At 61.8% G+C, this 22,360-nt stretch carries 12 protein-coding genes; 4 read left to right on the forward strand and 8 right to left on the reverse strand.

Annotated elements, in window-relative coordinates; translation table 11 throughout:
* Window positions 1-31 precede the first annotated feature (31 nt).
* From H2170_17770 to H2170_17790, 5 genes are all read right to left on the reverse strand, one after another.
* Window positions 32-577 carry a hypothetical protein gene (locus H2170_17770; protein MCS6301922.1) on the reverse strand — a complete coding sequence of 182 codons (546 nt, stop codon included), beginning with the start codon at window positions 575-577 and terminating at the stop codon, window positions 32-34.
* Window positions 578-613: 36 nt separating this feature from the next.
* Window positions 614-1,048: a four helix bundle protein gene (locus H2170_17775; GenBank protein MCS6301923.1), complete on the reverse strand. Its 435-nt coding sequence runs from the start codon at window positions 1,046-1,048 to the stop codon at window positions 614-616.
* A gap of 237 nt (window positions 1,049-1,285) precedes the next feature.
* Window positions 1,286-2,677 carry a tRNA (N6-isopentenyl adenosine(37)-C2)-methylthiotransferase MiaB gene (miaB, locus tag H2170_17780; GenBank protein MCS6301924.1) on the reverse strand — a complete coding sequence of 464 codons (1,392 nt, stop codon included), beginning with the start codon at window positions 2,675-2,677 and terminating at the stop codon, window positions 1,286-1,288.
* 81 nt (window positions 2,678-2,758) lie between these two features.
* The gene (locus H2170_17785; GenBank protein MCS6301925.1) at window positions 2,759-3,193 is read right to left on the reverse strand and encodes a hypothetical protein; all 435 of its coding nucleotides are present in this window, start codon (window positions 3,191-3,193) and stop codon (window positions 2,759-2,761) included.
* A 47-nt stretch (window positions 3,194-3,240) separates the two neighbouring features.
* Window positions 3,241-4,581 carry an ISAs1 family transposase gene (locus H2170_17790; protein ID MCS6301926.1) on the reverse strand — a complete coding sequence of 447 codons (1,341 nt, stop codon included), beginning with the start codon at window positions 4,579-4,581 and terminating at the stop codon, window positions 3,241-3,243.
* A 161-nt stretch (window positions 4,582-4,742) separates the two neighbouring features.
* Here H2170_17790 and H2170_17795 point away from each other — a divergent pair, with 161 nt between their 5' ends.
* Together H2170_17795 and H2170_17800 are read left to right on the forward strand one after the other, a co-directional pair.
* Complete coding sequence (locus H2170_17795) at window positions 4,743-5,648, forward strand: lytic transglycosylase domain-containing protein (GenBank protein MCS6301927.1); 906 nt, start codon at window positions 4,743-4,745, stop codon at window positions 5,646-5,648.
* Between the two features lie 137 nt (window positions 5,649-5,785).
* Window positions 5,786-6,265: a hypothetical protein gene (locus H2170_17800; protein MCS6301928.1), complete on the forward strand. Its 480-nt coding sequence runs from the start codon at window positions 5,786-5,788 to the stop codon at window positions 6,263-6,265.
* A gap of 570 nt (window positions 6,266-6,835) precedes the next feature.
* Here the strand turns inward: H2170_17800 and H2170_17805 are convergent.
* From H2170_17805 to H2170_17815, 3 genes are read right to left on the reverse strand one after another with little or no spacing between them, the layout of a single operon-like run.
* Window positions 6,836-11,008, reverse strand: coding sequence for a hypothetical protein (locus H2170_17805; protein ID MCS6301929.1), 4,173 nt, complete (start codon window positions 11,006-11,008; stop codon window positions 6,836-6,838).
* On the reverse strand, window positions 10,977-18,977 hold the full coding sequence (locus H2170_17810) for an autotransporter-associated beta strand repeat-containing protein (GenBank protein ID MCS6301930.1): 8,001 nt from the start codon (window positions 18,975-18,977) through the stop codon (window positions 10,977-10,979). The genes H2170_17805 and H2170_17810 overlap by 32 nt, the downstream gene beginning before the upstream one ends.
* A gap of 20 nt (window positions 18,978-18,997) precedes the next feature.
* Window positions 18,998-20,653 (reverse strand): ShlB/FhaC/HecB family hemolysin secretion/activation protein, encoded by a 1,656-nt coding sequence (locus H2170_17815; GenBank protein MCS6301931.1) that lies wholly within the window; start codon window positions 20,651-20,653, stop codon window positions 18,998-19,000.
* A gap of 857 nt (window positions 20,654-21,510) precedes the next feature.
* Here H2170_17815 and H2170_17820 point away from each other — a divergent pair.
* Both H2170_17820 and H2170_17825 read left to right on the forward strand, forming a co-directional pair.
* Window positions 21,511-21,702, forward strand: a complete 192-nt coding sequence (locus H2170_17820) for a hypothetical protein (GenBank protein ID MCS6301932.1) — start codon at window positions 21,511-21,513, stop codon at window positions 21,700-21,702.
* Window positions 21,703-21,815: 113 nt separating this feature from the next.
* On the forward strand, window positions 21,816-22,265 hold the full coding sequence (locus H2170_17825) for a hypothetical protein (protein ID MCS6301933.1): 450 nt from the start codon (window positions 21,816-21,818) through the stop codon (window positions 22,263-22,265).
* Window positions 22,266-22,360: the final 95 nt, after the last annotated feature.

The following is a 22,360-nucleotide window of genomic DNA, read 5'->3' on the forward strand; positions in this document are numbered from 1 at the left end:
TGGGAAACGTTAAGGGGTTAACCGCTGCCGATTAGTAGGTGAACGCGATGCCAGCCAGGAGAAGTCCGTAGGCCGAAAGTGCGGCCCCGAGTGCGCGCGCCCGCGCCGGGGTGCGGAACAGCCACTCGAAAAAATCCCGCAGGCGAAACGGCGAGGCGCCCAGGTAGATGGCCGCGCTGATGGCGACGTAGAGCGCCGAAACCATGCAGAGGCGCTGCGGCAGCTCGTAGCGGCCGTAGGCGGACATCAGCAGTGGCCACGAGCCGACCAAGATGACGACGCTCAGGCCGCGCACGGCGAGGAATTCCGGCAGGTAGATAAACGAGAGCACGGCGAGCGCGGCGAACAGGAACACGAACGGGGTAGAGGAGGAGAAGCCGATCACATCGGCTGCGGACATGCCGGCCACGTTGTAGGTGAACCACGCCGCGCCCGCGCCAAAGAAGACGATGGCGGCGGCCTGCGAGCGCGGCAGGGCTTTGAACATCGCCGTGATGGCGGAGTTGCTCACGAGCAACAGGAACCCGAGCCCGAGCAATATCAGGCCGACAAGAAGGGTGGAAAGGGTGAGGGACATGGGTTGTGGTTTTAAATCGTTCTCGTTCTCTTAATCTTACTCGTTGTCTTCCGAATCAATCAGGTACTCCCCGCCGTAGCGCGTCTGTTCTTCCTCAACGTGATTGGGCCGTGGCGCGGTGGAGAATCGGGCAATTAATCCCGCCGTCATAGCGACAACCTCCAGCAAGATAGCTTTGCCGGTTTCCGCCTCCCCGATGCTCAGTTTTTCCTTGGCCACCAAGACATCCAAGCATGCGGCGCATTCAACCGTGGAGCCCCGGGCTATATCAAAATAACGACAGCGATCTGGATAGGACCGCTTTCCGTTACCTTCGGCTAAGTTCAGAGCAATGCTGGTCGAGGCGCGATCCAACTGGTCACGCGCCGACAATTTGGACGGCAAGTTTTCGATCAACGGGGATGCCCATGCGACAAACCTAAGTGCCATTTGATAGGCCTTGAGTTTTTCGTGATCAAATAAGGCAGCCATGAGGGAGAACGATTAGGATAACGGGGGAAGCGAAAGAGGAACGAGAAAGATTAAGATAAAGAGGAAAGAGAAAGATTTGGGGGACGGGCTGGGGGATTTATTCATTCTCGTTCTCTTAATCGTTCTCTTTCGTCAGGGTTTGGGTGTGGAACCAGAAGGCGTTGAGAAAGATTGAGATAAAGGGGGCCGATAAAGATTAAGATAAAGAGGAAAGAGGACGATTAGACGGAGGCGGTATCAAACCCCGGCCAGTTGCAGTTCGCCGTACAGCGTGCTCACGCTGGAGCGTTCGATTTTGAGTGGCACCCGTTGGCCGATCAGGCGCGCGTGGGCGTCAAAAATGCACACGCGGTTGCCGCGCGTGCGGCCGGTGAAACGCTGGCCGGTCTTGTCCGGGCCTTCGACCAGCACTTCCTCGATCGTGCCCAACAGCGCGGCGTTGCGGCGCTCGGAGTTCTTTTTGAGGATGTCCAATAGCACGGCGTTGCGATGCTCCTTAACCGAGTCGGGGATTTGGTCGCCCATGTCGGCCGCCGGCGTGCCGCTACGGATGGAATACTTGAAAATGTAAGCCATGTCGTAGTTGCATGCCTCGAAGAGCTCGCGGGTTTGCTCGAATTCCTCGTCGGTCTCACCGGGGAAACCCACGATGATGTCGGTGGAGAAATACATGTCGGGGCGCACCGCCCGCAACGACTCGACGATCTCGCGGTAACGTTCGCGCGAATACGGGCGGTTCATCGCCTTCAGGATGCGGTCGCTGCCGCTTTGCATCGGCAGGTGCACGTATTCGCACAGTTTGGAAAGGCGGCCGTAGGCCTGGACGAGGTCGTCCTTGAAGCCGCGCGGGTGCGGCGAGGTGAAGCGGATGCGCTCGATGCCGTCGATCGCGTTGACGCGTTCCAACAACTGCACGAACGGCGAAATGCCGTCGGTGTGGGTGTAGTCGCGGCGCCCGTAGCTGGTGACGATTTGGCCGAGCAGGGTCACTTCCTTGACCCCGCGTGCGGCGAGGCTGCGGCACTCGGCCACGATGTCGTCCATGGGGCGCGAGCGCTCGTCGCCGCGGGTTTTGGGGACGATGCAGAAGGCGCAATCCATGTTGCAGCCCTGCTGGATCGAAACGAAGGCGTTGACCTGGGGGGCAAGCTGTTCGCCGTCTGCGCCGAGTGCGCCTGCCTCGGGCGCAAGGTGGTCTTTAATGGTGTTCTGCGAGCCGGCTTCCTCGGCGATGTCGACGATGGTTTCACCAATGGGCACGCCGGCGTCGCGGGCGGCACGCAAGTTATCGAGGTAGTCGGGGACTTGATGGAATTTTTGGGTGCCGACGATCAGGTCCACGTCGGGCAACTGGTCGAGCAGGGATGCCCCGCGGTTCTGCGCCATGCAGCCGAGGATCCCGAGTACGAAATCGGGGTCTTTTTTCTTCCGGTGGGCGACGAAACCGGCCTTGCCGATGGCCTTTTGTTCGGCGGCGTCGCGCACCGAGCAGGTGTTCAGAAGGAGGATGTCGCAGTCGTCTTCCGAGGTGACGATGCGGTAGCCCCGGGAGCGCAGCATCGCGGCGACGGCCTCGCTGTCGCGCTCGTTCATTTGACAGCCGTAGGTTTTAATATGGACCCGATTCATCGTGCAGAAGGTTTGGGATTAAGCGCCCCGCTTGGAGGGTCAAACGGTAAAGCGCCCCGAGGGAATCCCGGCAGCGCCGATTCATAGCGGGAAGTTTACCGAGGTAAGTGCGCGGAGCGCGCGACGGTCATGATTTTCGGACATGTGGGCGATAAAGTCGGAGGTATAAAGGTGGCGTTTTTTAGTTCGTTGACCGCGCCAGTGCATGAACAGGCTGTTGGCCCAGCGGTTGAACATGCCGTGGATGCGCACCGCGTTCGGGCGGCGTAATCGGCAGCGATCATCCTGGCGCGAGGCGTCGAGGCGGGCATGCAAACCGGTCTTGATTCCCCAGTGCGCAATGTTGACCTCCAGCCATTGGGCGGGAGTCAACTCGGCGGCGGGGCGACTGGTGATCAGCGCCACGGTCTCGGTGGGCTTGCCGTGGCGTTTTCGGCAGATTCTCGCGGCTTGCGCCACCAGGGGGAAGCAGGCGCTTTCCGCGCTCAACTCGCGCGCCACCAGGGTGCGCGTCACGGGGTGCTTCTTTTCCTGGGTGGTACGTTGCTCGGCAGCGGGATCTTTTAACGGGTCAAAAAAGGGGCGCCCGGATCGGGCACTTGCGCTGCTACGATTTTCTGCAAGCCGGGCTGATTGCCTTTGACGGTGAACAGGTAGTCGCCGCCATGCTCCAGTACGATCGCCCGCGCGGTGTCCGCCTGGGTATGCAGGGCATCAAGGCTCACGAGTTTATCGACCAAATCGAGTCTCTCACACAGGGCGCGGGCGGCGGGAATCTCGTTACTTTTTTCGGCGACGACCTCGCTGCCGAGATAAAACAAGCTCGGCGAGGTAACCGCGGTCACGACGTTTTGTCCGCCGCTGTGCTTGGGGACTTTGCCGTCGATGACCACGATCTCGCTGTCGGGGGGCTCGCCTCGCACCTGACGTTGGTGGGCGAGTAAAACCTCCTCGATGCGCGAGGCCTGAACGCGGGCGAACAGCCGACTAAAGGTGGGCTGGCTGGGAGCGCCGTATTTGCCGCGGCGGCGGATCACCCCGAGGGCTTGGCGTTGGACCGGGGAGAGCCGGCGGGCGAAAGCGGCCAGGTCACGTTGGCCGCGGGGTGCTCCGGCCAGATAGGCCGCCGCCGTGATCGCCAGCAGCGCGTGCAAGGGATAGGCCCCGATGTAGGCGCGGTATTCAGGCACTTGCCGGAAGGCCTCCGCCAGGCTGATTAAATCGGGGGCCTTCAGGGTACTTCGCACCGGAACTTTCGCCTCCACCGCAGCCAGCGAGGGTTTGATCTGCCCTGCCTGAAGAGCTCTCCGGGCCCGGGGCTCCAGCTCGCGCACAAACAAGCGCTTGGGCTTGGCGTGGTGCTCGTAGTAATCGCGCGACTTACGCGTGTTGCCCTTGGTCAGGCCCAACTCGGTCCACCCGGATGCCTTGTATACACTTCCCGTAAAACGCTCGGGGTCGACGAAGGTTTCCACGACGAGCACGGGGTGCTCGTAACGCGACTGCCAGTCGGCACTGAGCCGGCCGAGCACCCGGCTCAAAACCGCCGAGCCCAAGTTGGGCACCGCCGGCTTGGGCAGCAGCAGGAACCGCACGTTGTTGACCACCAGCGCCAATCGGCGTCGGCGCTGTTCGCCACTCCAGCCAATCCACGCCTCCCGGCCGCGCAGGTGCAGCGCCGCCGCCGCAAACACCAGCACCGCCACCCAGGTGCCCTGCGCATCGCTCACCGCGTACAGCAGCCGCTCGCCCACCGGTTTCACCGCGCCCAGATAGTGATGCTCCTCAAGCAGCCCCTGCGCTCGGGCGTTTAACTCGGGGCTGTCTAGCACCTGCACCTGCAAGTGGCGCAGCGAAATCACCTCCCCTTGGGGGTTCGACGGGTTCGTTTCGGCCGGCATCATTCACCCAGCCAAAATGATTTCCTAGGGCTTGTCCCGCTTATTCCGCTCCTTTGTTAGTATTCAGGTGTTTAGCTGTTCAATGAATCGGCGGTGGAATCCCGGTGCCGTTACCACCGGCCGATTTAGCGGTCTACGAAAGGATGCGCTCTCGGGTATACCTCTTGCCCCTGCTTGGCCTAGCGGCCGCCTGTGCGCTTGCATCCACCTTTACGCCAACGCCCTTGGGAGGGGCGCGGTTGGGCGCGGCTTCGGGGCGCGAGGGCGGTGTTTTTGAGCTCAGCCCGACCCTGCTGGAAGCGGGCTCCGACGCGGGTGGCGAACGGGGCGTCGGGCCGTTGATATTTCCCTCTTTCCGGGCGGCGCCCCACCGCGTGCGTTTAATGCCGGAAAAATCTGTTTATGATGGGGATGCGCGGGTTGATTTTGCCGTTGGTCCGGCCGCCGAAACGGCGCCTCCGCACTCCGCGCGCATGGTTGAGATCGTGTTTACCCGACCACCGCCTCCGCGCGCCCCCGACCCGGGCATTCGGCCCTCCGATGTCGATATTCCGCTTTATAAGGCGTGGGTGGCGCTGTTGATCGACAGTCCGCGGCCGCGCCGCGCCCAAACTTATTTGAGTGATCTCAAGAAAATCTTCGCCGCAGAGGGATTGCCCGAGGAACTCGTTTGGCTGGCCGAGGCCGAATCGAACTTTGATCCGCGGGCTTTGAACGCGAGCGGTGCGCGGGGGCTGTTTCAACTCATGCCCTACACCGCACGGGAGCTCGGGCTTCGGTTGCAGCCCCAGGACGAACGCGATGATCCCCGCAAAAACGCCCGCGCTGCGGCGGTTCATTTGCGCCACCTTTACGGCAAATTCGATTCTTGGTCGCTCGCCTTGGCCGCTTACAACGCCGGTGAGGGCTACGTGCGCCGCAGCCTCAAGGCGGCCGACGCCCAAACTTATGGCGAAATCGCCGAATCGCTCCCGCTCGAAACCCGGGTGTATGTGGCCAAAACGCTGGCGCTTCTGGTGGTGCGTGAGGCGCTTGATGACCAGGAGCTTGACGTACTCCTAGGACATTAAGCTGAACGGGCGGACGGAGCGCTCCAGCGGCCGGAGCGGCAACGTTGGGATCGGTTAAACGAATAGTGCAGCGTGGCGGCTGAGGGCTGCTTTTTGAGGTGGCGGCCGGCTGGCAGCGGGGTTTTGCTGGCGGCCGCGTGATTTCCGCCCGCAAACACATCGACTACGCTCTCGGCTTTATCGCCCTGGGGCTGGGCACGGCGGCCCGCGAGGAGTTGGCCTTTCTCAGCCCGGCCGAGTTGCAACACGCCGACAGCCTGCCCGCCCGCCTCGAAATCGCCATGCTCGAGGAGTACTGGGACGAAGTGCCTCTGCTCGCCCACCAAGCCACGGAGCTCGACCCCAAGCAGGAGCGCCCGTGGATCGCCTGGGCCTATGCCTTGCGCGAGCAACAGCACATCAGCGCCGCCCGCGATGTGCTCCTGCGCGGCGAGCGTGCCATCGCGCAGCCCAGCCCGTTGGTCGGTTACAACTTGGCCTGCTACTATTGTCTGCTGGGCGACCTGCCCGAAGCCATGCGCCGACTCAAATTGGTGTTCGCCCGCGAACCCGCCTGGAAGTCCGAGGCGGCCACCGACCCCGATCTCGCGGCGCTGCGGCCGGACTATAAGGGTTAACCTCAATGCCAGTAAGGAATGGCCAAGATAGATTTAATCGCCTCTAAATCAAGACCATGGGCGAGACGCCCATGCCACGTTACGAGCCGATGAAAGGGCGGGACGCCCAAGGCACTCGGCCCCGTCCGGACGTAGCATGGGCGTCCCGCCCATGGGATTGACGTGGCATGGGCGTCTCGCCCTTGGGATTGCTGCTGTGTCGGTTATGGTACTTTTATGAATGCCTTACAGGCATTGGGGTTAACCTCAATGCCGGTAAGGCATGGCTCGGGTGGTGCTCATGATAAGTAACTTGCCTGCTGAAGCGGGGTTGCGGTTGGCAGGGAAGAGTGCGTCGGTCCGGCCATCACCCGATCCCCTGACGAACGAGAACGAGTAAGAGAACGAGAACGATCCAATCCCCTTCCACCAATCAGCATGCTAGTGGCACCTCTGAATTTCGTATCGTTCTCGTTCTCTTAATCTTACTCGTTCTCGGTCCGATGCCGATTGGCCGAGTTAAAGCACGCCTTGCCGGCATTGAGGCTAAACGGCCTTGGCTGCATCCGTTCTCCAGGCGGCCCCTTGCGCTTATTCCGCCCGCTCGGAAATCACGATCAGCAACTGCCGATTGCCCGAACGGATCAGCACCTGCAGGGGCAGTCCCCCATCCGGCACCGCGCCCGCCTCGAAGCGACGGGTTTCCGGGTTGAATTGCATCCAGTCCGGCACCGGACTTCCGTCCGCCAGCGATACCGTAATCGCACCCGTCCCCAAGGCTTCACGGACCTGGGCCGGTAACGCGAAACTGAAGCCGCTCCCAGCCGTCGCCATCGCCTTTGGCACCGACACCGTCACGATATCGCCCTGCACGCCGCCACCCGCGTTGCCCTGCGAATCCGTATTGAGCGAAATCGAGATGCCTCCCGCGCCAACCTGGCCGGGACCGGTAACCTCACTGACTTCGCCGGCACCGCCACTACTCAGGGTGATAACCGTCTCCGGACTGGTATTCTGGATGGGACCGCTGAAGCCACCGGTTTGCGTTCCACTGCTCCCGCTCACCGACGGGGCTGGCGGGTTGGTCCCACCCGGAGCCAGCGGTGATGCAACGACCGGAGGAACCACGACCGGTGGCGCTGGATCAATCGTCAGGCTGCCGGCATTGAAGCTCAGGTTGTAGTTCGCATCCGTACCGCTGGCGGTGTGGGTGTAGCTGCCGGAGTTGATTCCGCTGCCACCCGTGGTGCTGACACCGCTGAGCACCGCAAGCGTCTCACCGTTGACCAGTCCACTGGCGGTGAACCCCGTGACGCTTTGCACCAGACCATTAAAAGCCTTGGTATCGCTGTTGGCCGACACCGTGGCGTTGGCCTTGTTGATCACCAAGCTGCCGGCATTGAAGCTCAGGTTGTAGTTCGCATCCGTGCCGCTGGCGGTGTGGGTGTAGCTGCCGGCGTTGGTGCCGCTGCCACCCGTGGTGCTGACCCCGCTGAGCACCGCAATCGTCTCACCATTGACCAGGCCGCTGGCGGTAAAGCCCGTAACGCTCTGCGCCAGACCGTTGTAGGTCTGGGTATCGCTGTTGGCCGACACCGTGGCGTTGGCCTTGTTGATAACGCCATCGCTGCCGCTGAAGCTGCTGCCGCTCGTGAGCAGGTAGTTGCCTGCATCCGCACCCGCCAAAGTCAAATTGCTCAGGGTGTAGCCTAGACCACTGGCCGCATTGGCCTGGCTGAAGCTGCCAGAACCACTGACAGTGACAACGTCGTTGGTTTCCTTGCCAGTCAGGCCGATGGTTAGCCCCGTCATTGAGTTCGTGCCATCGTAGGTTTTGGTGACACCGCTAGCGGAGGCGGTGAGGTCTTTTGCACTCACCTGATGTGCACCGACCACCGTGATGGCGTTGCTAAAGTTGCCACTGTTTTCGGTCACCGTGCCGCTGGTTGCCAATTGATAGCTGCCTACTTTGACAAACCCAGCACCCGAGGTGGCTGCACCTTGGGGTGCCAGCGTAAAGGTTGCCGTGCCTCCGCTGCCGTCGGTGAGCGTGATGGCGTTACCGATCGCGCTGAGGTTGCTGGTGAGGTCGACGATGGTCGTATTGTCACTGGCAAGGTATTGGGCACTGGTGACGCCATAAGTGGTAGCGGTGCCGTAGGTGTTGCTGACATTGCCGACGGTGACCAGCAGTTGGTCGGCCGCAACGATCGTGTAGTCGCCGGCGGTGTAGCTGAGGCTGTAGTTGCTAGAGCTGAAACCGGAGGCGACGAGGACGCCGCTGTAGGTGCCGGCGGTGTTTACGCCACTGTTGCTGCGGCTAATCGCCAGCGTGCCGCCAAGGGCTGAGCTATCTTCGCCACTGACAAAGCCGTTGTAGCTGACGCCCTTATAGGTGGCTCCATCAGCCTGGGTGACGAATTTGGCGTCCTTGTTGGCGGTGATGGAGAGCGCCGCCTGGTTGATCGTGCTGGTGGTGTTGGCGGCGAAACTCACCGTGTAATTGCCGCCACTGTTGCCGTCGCTGAGGGTAACGCCGCTCACGGTCACGGTCTTGTTGCCAGCGCCCGCAGTGGCCGTGTTAAAGGCAAAGCTGCCTCCCGAGAGCGTGTCCCCGGTGAACAGCGTGCCGCTGCTCACCGTCGCCGTGCCAAACGCCGTGGTGGTGCCGTCGTAGGTCTTGGTGACGTTGCTGGTGGTCAGCGTGATCGGCGCAGCCGTGATGTCGCTGGTGAGCGTGCCACCGGTAAACGTGTAGTTGTTGGCCAGCCCGCCATTCGCCCCATTGCCCAGCGCAAGACTCCCCACGCTCACCGCCTTGCCCGTGCCGACATGTTTGTTGGCCACACTGCCGGTGCCGCTCAGAACCAAGGTTTCCGTCCCCACGAGGTTGCCTAGGCTAAAAACGCCGTTGGCCAGACTGGTGGTGCCGTCGTACTGGCGAGTCCCGGTCAGATCGATCGCACGCCTGCTGATGGTGCTGGTGGTGTTGGCGGCTTGGGTAATCGTGTAGTTGTTGCCACTGTTGCCGTCGTCGAGGCTGATGCCGCTCACGCTCACCGTCTTGTTGCCCGTGCCCGCGTTGGCATCGGCGAAGGCAAAACTGCCGCCCGAAATCGTATCCCCGCTGAACAGCGTACCGCTGCCCACCGTCGCGCTACCGGCCGCACTGGTGGCGCCGTCGTAGGTCTTGGTGACCGCGCTGGTGGTCAACGTGATGGGGGCGGCGCTGATGTCGACCGTGTGCGTGCCGCCGGTGAAGGTGTAGTTGCTGGCGAGCCCCGCGCTACCTCCGGTGCCGTCCAAGAGCGCGAGCGTGCCCAGGGTGACCGCTTTGCCGGTGCCGACATGCTTGTTGGCCATGCTGCCGCTGCCACTCAGGCTCAGGGTCTCGCTGTTGGCGAGGTTGCCCAGCGTAAAGACGGTGCTGGCAAGTGCTGTCGTGCCCTCGTACTGGCGGCTGCCCGTGAGGCTGATCACACGGGGGTCAACCGTCAGACTGCCATTATTATAGGTGATAGCGTAATTACTGTTCGTGAAGGTGCCGCCGGTGGCCGCACTCGCGGCAATCGCATAGCTGGCGACGTTGGCCGTAGCCGCTGCGCCGCTACTGCTCAAGGTAACGCTGCCGATGGTTTCGCTATTCACCAGGCCGCTGGAGGTGAATTCCGTGCCGGCAAAATTTTGCGTATCGCCATAGGTCTTGGTGGCGTTGCTGGCGGTGACGCTGAGGGCCGCCTGGTTGATCGTACTGGTGGTGTTGGCGGCGTGGGTAACCGTGTAGTTGTTGCCACTGTTGCCGTCGCTCAGGGTAACACCGCTCACGGTGACGGTCTTGTTGCCAGCGCCTGCGTTGGCCGTGGTGAAGGCAAAGCTGCCGCCCGAAATCGCATCCGTGCCAAACAGCGTGCCGCTGCTCACCGTTGCCGTGCCCGCCGCACTGGTGCTGCCGTCGTAGGTCTTGGTGACGTTGCTGGTGGTCAGCGTAAGGGCGGCGCGATTGATCACCAAGCTGCCGGCAGTGAAGCTCAGGTTGTAGTTTGTATCCGTACCGCTGGCGGTGTGAGCATAGGTGGCGGCGTTGGTGCCGCTGCCGCCGCTGGTGCTGACCCCGCTCAGCACGGAAAGGGTTTCACTGTTGACCAGTCCGCTGACGCTAAAGCCGGTGACACTCTGCGCCTGCGCGTTGTAGGTGACCGTGCTGCTGTTGGCGGTGACCGTGGCGCTGGCCTTGTTGATCACGCCATCGCTGCCGCTGAAGCTGCTGCCGCCCGTAAGCAGGTAGTTGCCTACATCCGCACCGGCCAAAGCCAGGTTGCTCAGCGTATAGCCGAGGCTGCTGCCGGCGTTGGCCTGACTGAAGCTGCCCGCGCCGCTGATGGTGACGGCGTCGCCCGTTTCATTGCCCGTCAGACCGATGGAAACCCCTGCCATGGAGGTGGTGCCATCGTAGGTCTTGGTGACGCCGGTGGCGGAGGCGGTCAGTGCCTTTTTGTCGATGTTAAGTGCACCCGTGACCACCAGGGTGTTGCTGAAATTGCCGGTGCTGCCCGCCGTGACACTGCCGCCGAGTTGATAGCTGCCCGCAACCGTCTTGCCCGCGCCACTGGTCGTCGCGCCATTGGGCGAAATCGTGAAGGTGACCCCGTCGGCGACAAACGTGTCGCCACTGCCTGTCGGCGTCAAAGTGGTGATGGCGTTGCCACCGGCCATATAGGCCGCGCTGGTAATGCTATAGCTCGGATTGGCGGCTCCGTAGGTCATCGCAACGTCGCCGACCGTCACCAACAACTGACACGGCTGGGACGATGGTGTAGGTGCCGGTCTGGAAGCTGATGTCATAGTTGGCAGAGGTCAGGCCCGAGGGTGTCAGCGCATAACTGCCCGCCGCGTCGGCGCTGCCATCGCCGGTCAGGCCGCTGCGCGCAATGGCCAGCGTGCCGCCGAGTACGCCGGACCCTTCGCCGGCCACAAAGCCAGCATAGCTCACGTCTTTGTAGCCGGCGGTGTCCGTCTGGCTAAAGAACCGCGCATCGTTATCCGCACGGGCGGTCAGCGTCGCCTTGTTAATCGTGCTGGTGGTGTTGGCGGCGTAGCTAATCGTATAGTTACTCCCGCCATTGTTGTCGTTGAGGGTGGCGCCGCTGACGGTAACGGTCTTGTTGCCAACGCCTGCAGTGGCCGTGTTAAAGGCAAAGCTGCCACCAGAAATCGCATCACTGCCAAACAGCGTGCCGCTGCTCACCGCAAGCGCTCCGACCGCGCTGGTGGTGCCATCGTAGGTCTTGGTGACGGCGCTGGTGGTCAGCGTGATCGGCGCAACGGTGATGTCCGTGACATGCGTGCCGCCCGTGAAGGTGTAGTTGCTGGCCGCGCCGGTGCCATTGCCCAGCGCCAGAGTGCCCAGGGTCACGGTCTTGCCGGTGCCAATATGCTTGTCGGCCATGCTGCCGCTGCCGGTCAGGGCCAGAGTTTCGCTGTTGGCGAGGTTGCCCAGAGTAAAGATGCCGTTGGCGAGCGTGGTGGTGCCGTCGTACTGGCGGCTTCCCGTGAGGTTGATCACACGGGGGTTAACCGTCTGGCTGCCGTTGACGTACGAAATGGCGTAGTTGCTATCCGTGAACGTGCCGCCGGTGGCTGCGCTCGGGGTGATGGCGTAGCTATTAACGTTGGCCGTCGCACCCCCTCCGCTGTTGGTCAGTGTGACGCTGCCGATGGTCTCACCCGTGACTAAGCCGCTGGAGGTGAATTCGGTGCCTGCAAAGCTTTGTGTGTCGCCATAAGTCTTGGTCGCGTTGCTGGCGGTGAGGCTAAGCGCTTTGGCCGCTATGGTTCCGGCCCCCGCGCCCGAAAAGGCATTCACGCCATAGCCACTGACAAAAAAGCCGCCATTGGTTCCCGCCGTGAACGAGTAAGCGGCATCGAGCGTTCGGCTGCCGACATCTTTAGTGCTGTAGGTGGCGGAACTGAGGGACAAATCCGCCAACGTATAACTGTCTCCATCTAGAGCGCCGCTGAGCGTACCACCCGACAGCGAGCTGGTCGCGCTGGTCGTCCCATCATAGGTTTTGCTAGCGGTTAAGCCGCTGATACTTAAGCTAGGATTTACGCGGTAATAAAAATTTCGCGTGCCGGCAACCGCCCCTGACAGGGACGCATTGCTGGCGTTATAGGTTTTAAATTTCGTAGCGCCGGTCGCGCCACTCATCTGGGCGCTCAAGTTCGCGGTGTCGGCATTGCCGGAAAATACCGTGATTTTCCCGCCGCTGGTGGTCGTGACAGGACTGGTGATCGTCACATCCCCACCGGTAGCTGTTCCGGCTGCTGTGTTGTATCCCGCAGTCAGCAAGATGGAGCTGCTGGCACCGGATAGAGTGATCGTGCGATCCACAAGCAAAGCACCTTGAATGGTTGCCGTCAGGTTACCCGTGCCCGACACATTCCCGCTCAGGGCACTTAAGCTGACACTATCCGAACGAGAGTAGATCAGACTGGCGTTATTGGTTACCAGACCACTCCCCAGCGTTCCCGAAGTACCAGCATTTCCCACCGATAACGAACCGGCAGTGATGGTCGTCGTGCCGCTGAAGGTGTTATTGCCAGTCAGGATCAAGCTACCCGCGCCTACTTTCGTGATGCCGCCGGTGCCGCTGATGATGCCGTTGTAAGTGGCCGTCGTATTGCTGCTATCACCGATGGTCAGCGTGTTGCTCCCCAGTGCGGTGGTGCCGCTGCCGGTCATCGAGTCGATGGTCTTGTTGCCGGCGATGCTGAAGTTGCCGCTATTGGCCACGCCGGAACTGGTGGCAATCGTGCCGGTGCTGTCCAAGGCCAGCGTGCCCGCGCTGATGGTGGTGGCGCCGGTAAAGAGGTTAACCCCGCCCAGTGTCAGGGTGCCCGTGCCGCTTTTTACAAGACTGCCCGTTTCTTGGATTATTCCGCTAAATGTCGTGCTGGTGTTGTTGCTGCCCACCGTCAGCGTGCCCGTCCCTAGGTTAATAGTGCCTGCACCTTCAATGCTGCCTACCGTATCGCTGAAGTTATTTAAAAGTACAAAGAAGGAGCCACTACTTACCGATACAGCTGTGGAATCGCTCAGGCTGTTGTTAGTGTTCAAATACAAATCACCTTGGCTGATGGTGGTGGCACCGCTATAGGTGTTCGCACCACTTAGGGTCAGACCGGTAAAGCCGACCTTAGCTATTCCGCCTGTACCACTTATAACACCGCTGAAGATTGAATTAGTGCCGCTAGACCCAAGGGTCAAGGTGTGCGAATTCAGGTTGATGCTGCCGCTGCCGTTCAGAACTTGGATAACCTTGTTTGCACCGATTGTGAATGAACCGTTGTTGGTAACGCCAGAACTGTCAGCAATCGTGCCGGTGCTGTCCAGGGCCAGCGTTCCCGCACTGATGGTGGTTGAGCCGGTAAAGGTATTGACGCCGCCCAAGGTCAGCGTGCCCGTGCCTGCTTTGGTGAGGCCGCCCGTGCCGCTGATGATGCCGCTGTAGGTCGCAGAGGTATTACTGGCATCCCCAATGGTCAGTGTGTTGCTGGCCCCCAGATCGGTGGTGCCGCTGCCGGTCATCGAATCGATGGTCTTGCTGCCGGCGATGGTGAAGTTGCCGCTATTGGCCACGCCGGAACTCGTGGCAATCGTGCCGGTGCTGTTCAGGGCCAGCGTTCCCACGCTGATGGTGGTGGCGCCGGTAAAGGTGTTGATACCCGAGAGCGTCCAGGTGCCCGAACCCGCTTTGGTCAAGGTGCCGGCGCCGGTACCAATGATGCTCGCCAAACTACTGCCTGTCGCGGTGCCGTCCAGCGTGAGCCCGAAACCCGACCCGGTGATCGTGCCGGTGTTGGATAAGACGATATTTCCGCTGCTGGCCACGATACTGCTGGTGCTGCCGAGCGTGATGAGGCCGCTGTAGGTGGCGGAGGTGGCCGAGCTGTTGGTCAGCGCGCCGCCACTGGAAACTCCGGTGCCATTGAGGGTCAAGGCCTCAGCCGTGCTCAAGGTAAAGCCATTCAGGTCGAGCGCCGCACCCGAGGTAACGGAGGTTCCGCCCGCGGTTGTCCCCAGCGCGGCGGTACTGCCCAGTTTGAGCGTGCCCACGCTGATAGTGGTTAGGCCGGTAAAGGTGTTGGCCCCCGAGAGCGTCCAGGTGCCCGAACCCGCTTTGGTCAAGGTGCCGGCGCCGGTACCAATAATGCTCGCCAAACTACTGCCTGTCGCGGTGCCGTCCAGCGTGAGCCCGAAACCCGAACCGGTGATCGTGCCGGTATTGGACAGCACGATGTTTCCGCTGCTGGCCACGATACTGCTGGTGCTGCCCAGGGTGATGAGGCCGCTATAGGTGGCGGCGGTGGCCGAGCTGTTGGTCAGGGCACCGCCACTGGAAACTCCGGTGCCATTGAGGGTCAAGGCCTCTGCCGTGCTCAAGGTAAAGCCATTCAGGTCGAGCGCCGCGCCGGAGGCGACCGTGGTGCTACCGTCGATGGTTCCTAGCGCTGCTGTACTACCTAGTTTGAGCGTGCCCGTACTGATGGTGGTCGCGCCGGTAAAGGTGTTCGCTCCCGACAGTGTCAGCGTGCCTGTACCGGCCTTGGTCAACCCGCCCCCGCCGCTGATGATGCCGCTGTAGGTGGCGTCCCGATTGTCGGCATCACCGATGGTGAGAGTGAAGCTGCTGAGCGCGGTGGTGCCGCTGCCGGTCATCGAGTCGATGATCTTGTTGCCGGCGATGGTGAAGTTGCCGCTGTTAGCGACGCCAGAGCTGGTGGCAATCGTGCCCGTGCTGTTCAGGGCCAGCGTGCCCGCGCTGATGGTGGTGGCTCCGGTAAAGGTATTGCCCCCCGACAGTGTCAGCGTGCCTGTACCTGCCTTGGTGAGGCCGCCCGTGCCGCTGATGATGCCGCTATAGGTGGCTGAGGTATTGGTGGCATCACCGATCGTCAGGGTGTTGCTGCCGAGCTCGGTGGTGCCGCTACCGGTCATCGAATCGATGATCTTGTTGCCGGCGATGGTGAAGTTGCCGCTGTTGGCGACGCCGGAGCTGCTCGCAATCGTGCCCGTGCTGTTCAGGCCCAGCGTTCCTGCGCTGATCGTGGTGGCACCGGTATAGGTGTTCACACCACCCAGTGTCAGGGTGCCCGTGCCCGCCTTGGTGAGAGTGCCGCCGCTGCTCGTGAGTGCGCTGGCCCAGGTGACGCTCTGACCGTTGGTGTCCACTTTGTATTGCTGGCTGGCGTCAGTGCTGAAACGGCTGGAATAGTCGGTGATGTTTGCACTGCTGTACTGCAATGTGCCACCGCCAAAAGTGATCGTGCCACTGCTGCCGAGCGCGCCCGAGGAGCCGAGGTTGAGCGTGCCGGCACTGAGCTCCGTCCCGCCGGTGTAGGTGTTGGCCCCAGATAGGGTCAGGGTGCCCGTACCGAGCATGAAGAGTTTGCCGATGGTAAGCGGGTCACTGACGGTGATATCGCCGGCCCCGTTGAAGCGCAAGAAGACGACTCCTGTGATGGCGCTACCCGAGGTCGGGTTGAGGGTCAGCATACCAGCGTCGCTCTGGATTATTGTGTCATTCGTCAGGGTGATGAGACCGGTGAGGGTATTGTTGCCCGACAAGTTGCGAATACTGGTGCCGCCGACGATGGAGATGGCGTCCGCCAGGGTGATGCCGCCGGAGAGTTGGAGGGCTGCGCCGGCGGCAATGGTGACGCCGCCGGCACTGGTGCCGAGCGCACTGCTATGAGTCGCGGCCAGTATGCCTTCACTGATGGTGGTCAGGCCGGTAAAGGTATTGACCCCCGACAGTGTCAGCGTGCCTGTACCAGCCTTGGTCAGTCCGCCCGTGCCACTGATGATGCCGCTGTAGGTGGCTGAGGTATTGGTGGCATCACCGATGGTCAGGGTGTTGCTGCCGAGCGCGGTGGTGCCGCTACCAGTCATCGAATCGATGGTTTTGTTACCGCCGATACTGAAGGCACTGTTGTTGGTAATCCCTGAACTGCTCGCAATCGTACCCGTGCTGTTCAGCGCCAGCGTTCCCGCGCTGATCGTGGTGGCACCGGTATAGGTGTTCACACCACCCAGTGTCAGGGTGCCCGTGCCCGCCTTGGTGAGTGTGCCGCCGCTGCTCGTGAGTGCGCTGGCCCAGGTGACGCTCTGACCGTTGGTATCCACGTTGTAGAGCTGGCTGGAGGCCGTGCTGAAACGGCTGGAGTAGTCGGTGGTGTTTGCACTGCTGTACTGCAAGATGCCACCGCCAAAACTGATCGTGCCACTGCTGCCGATCGCACCCGAGGAGCCGAGGTTCAGCGTGCCGGCATTGAGGGCCGTGCCGCCGGTGAAGGTGTTGGCCCCAGAGAGCGTCAGCGTGCCCGTACCGGCCTTGGTGATATCGCCCCCCGTGCCACTGATGATGCCGCTGTAGGTGGCAGATCTATTGGAGGCATCACCGATCGTCAGGGTGTTGCTGCCCAGATCGGTGGTGCCGCTGCCGGTGAGCGAGTCGATGGTCTTGTTGCCGGCGATACTAAAAGTGTCACCGCTTCCGACGTCGACACCCGAACTGCTTTCAATCGTGCCGGTACTGTTCAGTGCCAGCGTACCGTTACTGATCGTGGTGGCGCCGGTATACGTGTTTGCTGCGCCCAAAGTCCAGGTGCCTGCGCCAAGTTTTATTAGCGAACCGCTGCCACTGATGATGCCGGATACGGTGCCATTTTCACTACCCCGTACCGAAAGGTCGAAACCAGCGGTAGCGATGGTACCGGAAAGCGTGATGTTTCCAGTCAAACTGGCGATACTGGAGTCACTACCTAACGTAATTGGACCGCTGTAGGTGGCGGTGGTTGACGAATCATTGTGCAGTGCACCGACCTCAGTACCATTGTCCAGCCAGTTGCCATTGAGGGTCAAAGCCTCAGCGGTACTCAAGGTAACGCCGTTGAGGTCGAGCGCCGCGCCCGTTGCGATCGTTGTTCCGCTCGCGGTGGTCCCCAGCGCGGTGGTACTCCCCAGGCGTATTCTGCCGTCGTTGATCGTCGTCGTGCCGGTATAGGTGTTGTTACCGCTTAACATCAGCCTGCCGCTACCCTCCTTGATGACGTTGGTCTTGCTGATGTTGCCGCTGTACTCGCCGCCGCTGGTGCCCGGGTTAAAGGTGGTGGTGCCGGTGCCGCTGATCGCTCCGGTACCGTCGATGGTGCCGCCGGCGTTGAGCACAAGATTGAGCGTACCGGTGGAGTTCGAGATGTTGGCATTGACGGCGATGGCCCCAGCGGCGGTGAGAGTGAGGGTGCGCGTACCGGCGGCGGTGCCGGTGGCAATGGCGCTGGCAACGGTGATATCGCCGGCATCGGTCCCCGTGCTGCCGGTGGTGATGGTGACGCTGGTGCCGGCGTTGAGGCTGGTGACGATGCTGCTGGCCAGAATCGTCGAGGTGGCGGTCGGGGTGAAAGTACTGGAATACGCGGTGCCACTCGCTCCACTGGCAGCGATGGTGACGTTGCGCGGGTCGAGCAACCAGTTGCCTGCCTGCCCGGCGCTGGCCGAGGTGTCCACAGTGCCAAAGGCTTGCAGGATATTGTAGCTGGAGGTTTCGACCTGGCCGCCGTCGCCGCTGCTTATGCCACTCGTTGCCGCGATGGTGCCGTGGAAGCCGGTATAGTCATCGGACCACAACACCACCTTGCCGCCATCGCCGTTGGTAATCGCGCTGGCATCAATGCTGGCACCGGCCTCCATGGTGACGACTTTGGCGTGTTTGAGCGTGCCACCGCCCATCCAGTCGCCGCCCACCAAGACCTCGCCACCGCCGGTGGCTCCCGTCGCCGTGATCTGGCTGCTGCTGGTCAGGCTGATGTCATCGCCTTCGAGCCAGATGCGCCCGCCCTTTTCAGTGAGGCTGCTGGCCGAGAGGGTGCCGCTGTGGCGGATGACGCCACCCTGCAGGCTGCTGACAGCCTGCGCCGAGAGGATGATCAGGCCACCGGGGGCGAGCACGGCGTTGTTGTTTTCCACCAGCGCGGCGATCTGGCTCGGGGTGGCGGTCAGGCCGGCCAGCGTCCCGTTTCCGGCGAAGTTAAGGCTAATGGCTTCACCCGAAGCCAGCGCCACGGTACCGGACTGGGCAATGATAACACCGTCGTTGCGCACGTCCGGCGCCAGCAGCGCGATGTAGCCGCCCAGCGCAGCCCTCAGTTCGCCAGCGTTGCTCACGCTGCCCGTCGCTCCGTTGCGCTCAAAGGTGGTACCCCCGGCCATGAAGTCATCGACGCCGATGCGGTGGGTGGTGGCGACGAGTCCGCCCACATCGACACTCGCGCCGGGGGCAAAGACCACGCCATTGGGATTGGTGAGAAAAACCTGCCCCGGTGCGGTGATGCGGCCAAAAATCTGGCTGGGGTTGCTGTCGAGTACGCGGTTGAGGGTAACGCTGCTGCTGGACGGCTGGTTGAAGTTAACTTGGGCGGCACTGCCGACGTTGAAGGTGGCCCAGTCGATGGCGGCGCGGGCGGTGGACTGGTTGATATTCAGCACGGCGGCGTCTTGTGTCAGGGATGCCGAGCCGGCCACGACACTGCCGCCGGTGGGCAACTGATTGGCCGCCACCTGTGCCCACGTGGGCGCAGGCAGGACGGCGCCGATGAAGGCGAAGCAGGCGAGTGCCACCCAGGTGGTGGTGAGTTCGTTACAGAAGAGGAAGAACCGGTAGAAAGAAGTCATCAGGAGGCGTGGGCGCGGAATCAGAACGGCAGGGTGGCGGTGAGCCAGAAGCGGCCTTTTTCCAGTGAGCCGTCCTGGTCCTTGCCGGTGGTGGTGTCGCGGTTGGGGTTTTCGCCCAAGCGGTGGGCGTAGGTGCCCTTCAGGGTGAGGCCGGCCGGACCGATCCAGGCGAGCGAGACGCCCAGGCCGTCGAGTTCGTAGCGGTTGAGCGCGGGGGCGCCGGCAAAGCGGTTGTCGGTGTTGAGGGTGGCGCTGCCCCAGTCGTAAAAGCCGGTCACCACGAGGTTGGCCCTGGCGCGCCAGCGCAATTCGACGTTGAGCATCGTGCCCTCACTGCCGCCACCTTCGTTGGACGGGTAGGCCCGCACGCCGTTGGCCCCGCCAAGGAAGAACTTTTCGGAGGAATCGAGGTTCTTGCTGGCAAACTGCCCGGTGAGCAGGACGTAAAGTGAGAAATTAGTGGTCAGTGCCTGCTGGCGCGACAGGGAGTAGCGCAGCTTGCTATAGCGGCCGTGGGTCTGCGTGGTCGCCGCATCGGCGGCTTGGTTCGGCGAGCCGTCCAGGTCGGCATTACCCGCGGTGAGGGTCAGGCTGGCCTGGTTGGCGCCGCCGCCGCCCCATTTGTCGAACCGGTTGCCCATCAGGCCGGCACTCAAGTTGCGCACCCCGTACGCAGTGGTGGTGGCCGCGTTGGCCTCGTTGTCGAAGGTCTTGTCGTCGTAGGCAGCGGACAGATACAGGTTTTGGGCGCGACTGCGCAGCAGCGGATACTGCGCATCGAGGCCGGCACTGGTGGAATTGCCGTTGATCTTAGCGGCGGCGAATTCGGCGGTGACCACGTCGTACTCCAGACGCGAGGCGTTGATGCCAAGTCGCAGGCCGTCGTAACCGACGGGGGCGGAATAGGCCAAACGAGCGTAATCGCTGCCCTCGCTATGCATGAGATTGGCGCCGAGCTGGTCACCGAGTTGCAGGGGGCTGTTGAGGAAAACGGTGGCGGTAACGCGTTCGCTGCCGGTTGCGCGAGCGCCGGTATTGTCCACACCCACTTCGCCGGTGAGCAGAGGCTCGTCGGCCATTTTCAGCAGCAGGTCCGTTTCGGCCTGGCCACTACCCGGGGTGAGGTTGCCGGAGGCAGCGATGCCCGGCAGGTCGTCGAGCACCAGCAAGGCGCGATCGAGCGCGGCGGCGTTGATCGGCTGTCCGGCCGGCTGGGCGGCCAAGAGGGTAGCTTCGGCGCGAGCGGGGGTCAGGCGCCGAGGCGGGTTGCCTTCGATGCGCAGCTGGCCGAAGCGGCCCTCGACAATTTGCAAAGTGACGATCCCGTCGGTGATTTCCTGCCGGGGCAGATAGACGCGCACCAGCCAGCCTGCGGCGCGGTAGGCTTCGCTGACCGCAGTGGTGGCCTGCTGCAAGCCGGCGAAGTCGAGCGGGCGCTGCAGGAAGGAGGCGACAGCCGCGTCGAGTTGCGCGGGCGATAGCAGGGTGTTTCCGGCAAACCGAAATTGGGTGACGTTCACGCTAAAGCCGGGGGCGGCTTTGTAGTCCTGAGGGACGGTGGAGAGCGGCTTCTTTTCGACCGGCAGAGGCGTGGGCAACTGCTGCTCGATTTGCTGGCGCAAGGTGCCGGCGTCGGGAGGTGTCTGAGCGTGCGCGGTTAAAAAACCAAGCAACATGGCCAAGCTGAACGGATAGTGGATATTACGTGCCACTCAGGGGTATCGTCACGGGCGAGCGGAAACTTGAGGGAGAAAAAGGACGATTGGCCGGCAGCAGGGCGGCGGCAGGGCTGAACCAGCCATCACTGGATAACCCATTTAATTGACTTAAAGTCGCTTAGGGTAAAAGTCGGGGCCGTTAATGATTTCGGTGGGTAGCGAGCACCACCAAGGTCGCCCGCGGAGGCCCGATCGATCTCGGACTCAAACCGTTAACCACTGATGAGCACTGATGTGCACTGATAAATCCACCCCGTTGAAGATTGCTCAAGTGTCACAGTTACGGCCTTCGATTACGCGTATCGAATTCGTAACGCTATTTAACCGATGAAGCAGGTTAACCACCGTGGGGCAAAGACCGGCACCTGATTTTCGATTGGAGCGGTTTGCGTTTTATCAGTGGCGATCAGTGTCCATCAGTGGTTAGCCGGTTCGTTGCCTTGTCCGACTCAGACGATCCACCCGAAACGTCGAGGAACCAAATCTCTGGTTCAAGGACTTGTTCTCGGATCGGGCTAAAATCACCGCGCCATGCCGACATACGCAGACTGCACGGCTCGAAATCACCCCAAAAGCATTACCATAACGGAGGCGCTGCCTCCATTTTGAGACTCGAAATGGACCCAATCCCTCGTTTTTTCAAGAAGCCGGCCGACACCTTTTCATCCTAGTAGGTAGCGCACTTCGATTCGCATCTGCCTATACTGCAATATCAAAGGAACTCCATCGTTTTAGCCGCGAAAGAACGCAAAGAGCGCATAGACATACAGGGTTTGTTCTTTGCGTTCTCTGCGTTCTTTTGCGGCTAAACTGCCTTGGTTTTATCCGGCAAGTTCAAAGTCCGCCCTGAGGATCTCCGCGGACTGCGGGCCTTTGGTGAAGATTACCCGGAGGCGAGTCGGTATCTGCTCTATCGCGGGCGCGAACGCATTCAGCGTGAAGGGGTGCTCTGTATGCCGATCGACGAATTCCTCTTGGCGCTCAGGCCGGGGGTGTTTCCGGCTTGAGGCAACACGGCCCCAGCAGAAATCATCAAAGCGCTGCGCCTCACCGCACTAAAGACGATAACCCCGTCTCGATTTGGGAAACTCTCCGCGTTGTTCATGGGTCCATCCTTTTTATGAAAACCCCTATTGTCATCTTGCTGCTTTGCGCGGGCCTGCTGGCTGCAACTGGGTGCCAGAACTTTGAGTACCGCGTGAAGCAAAAAGCCGCCTTGGTCGCCACGCTCGATGGCGCCACGCAAGCGCGGTTAAAGGCGGGCGAGATCCGCCTCGGCGACAGCGAGGACCTGGTTTACCTGGCACGCGGAAAACCCGACGAAAAAAAGCTGACCACCACGGCCAGCGGCGAAACCACCACGTGGGTTTATAACCGCTATTGGCAGGAGTACCGGGGGGAAACCGCCGGCGGGTTTCAGCCCCGAGTGCGCCGCGACCCGACCACCGGCGCGACCACCACCTATATGGAGCCGGTTTATCGGCCGGTTTACACCGATCGATCCCAAGCAGTCCTGCGGGTGACGTTCACTGAGGGAAAAGTCTCCGCGATCGAGCGCCCCCAGTCTTGAGCGGAGCGCGAAGGGCGAACGGGCGCGTTTTACTCTATTGAATCAAGGTGGCTAAATTACTGCGGAGGGATGCCTGGGTGCAGGCCATGCCCCCT

Source organism: Opitutus sp. (genome assembly GCA_024998815.1).
GTDB lineage: Bacteria > Verrucomicrobiota > Verrucomicrobiia > Opitutales > Opitutaceae > Rariglobus.

Excerpts from the sequence above, each read along its gene's own strand:
- H2170_17815 (MCS6301931.1), bottom strand. The coding sequence starts at position 20,653 with ATGTTGCTTGGTTTTTTAACCGCGCACGCTCAGACACCTCCCGACGCC.
- H2170_17825 (MCS6301933.1), top strand. The coding sequence starts at position 21,816 with ATGAAAACCCCTATTGTCATCTTGCTGCTTTGCGCGGGCCTGCTGGCT.
- H2170_17770 (MCS6301922.1), bottom strand. The coding sequence starts at position 577 with ATGTCCCTCACCCTTTCCACCCTTCTTGTCGGCCTGATATTGCTCGGG.
- H2170_17810 (MCS6301930.1), bottom strand. The coding sequence starts at position 18,977 with ATGACTTCTTTCTACCGGTTCTTCCTCTTCTGTAACGAACTCACCACC.
- H2170_17775 (MCS6301923.1), bottom strand. The coding sequence starts at position 1,048 with ATGGCTGCCTTATTTGATCACGAAAAACTCAAGGCCTATCAAATGGCA.
- H2170_17790 (MCS6301926.1), bottom strand. The coding sequence starts at position 4,581 with ATGATGCCGGCCGAAACGAACCCGTCGAACCCCCAAGGGGAGGTGATT.
- miaB (MCS6301924.1), bottom strand. The coding sequence starts at position 2,677 with ATGAATCGGGTCCATATTAAAACCTACGGCTGTCAAATGAACGAGCGC.
- H2170_17805 (MCS6301929.1), bottom strand. The coding sequence starts at position 11,008 with ATGACCTACGGAGCCGCCAATCCGAGCTATAGCATTACCAGCGCGGCC.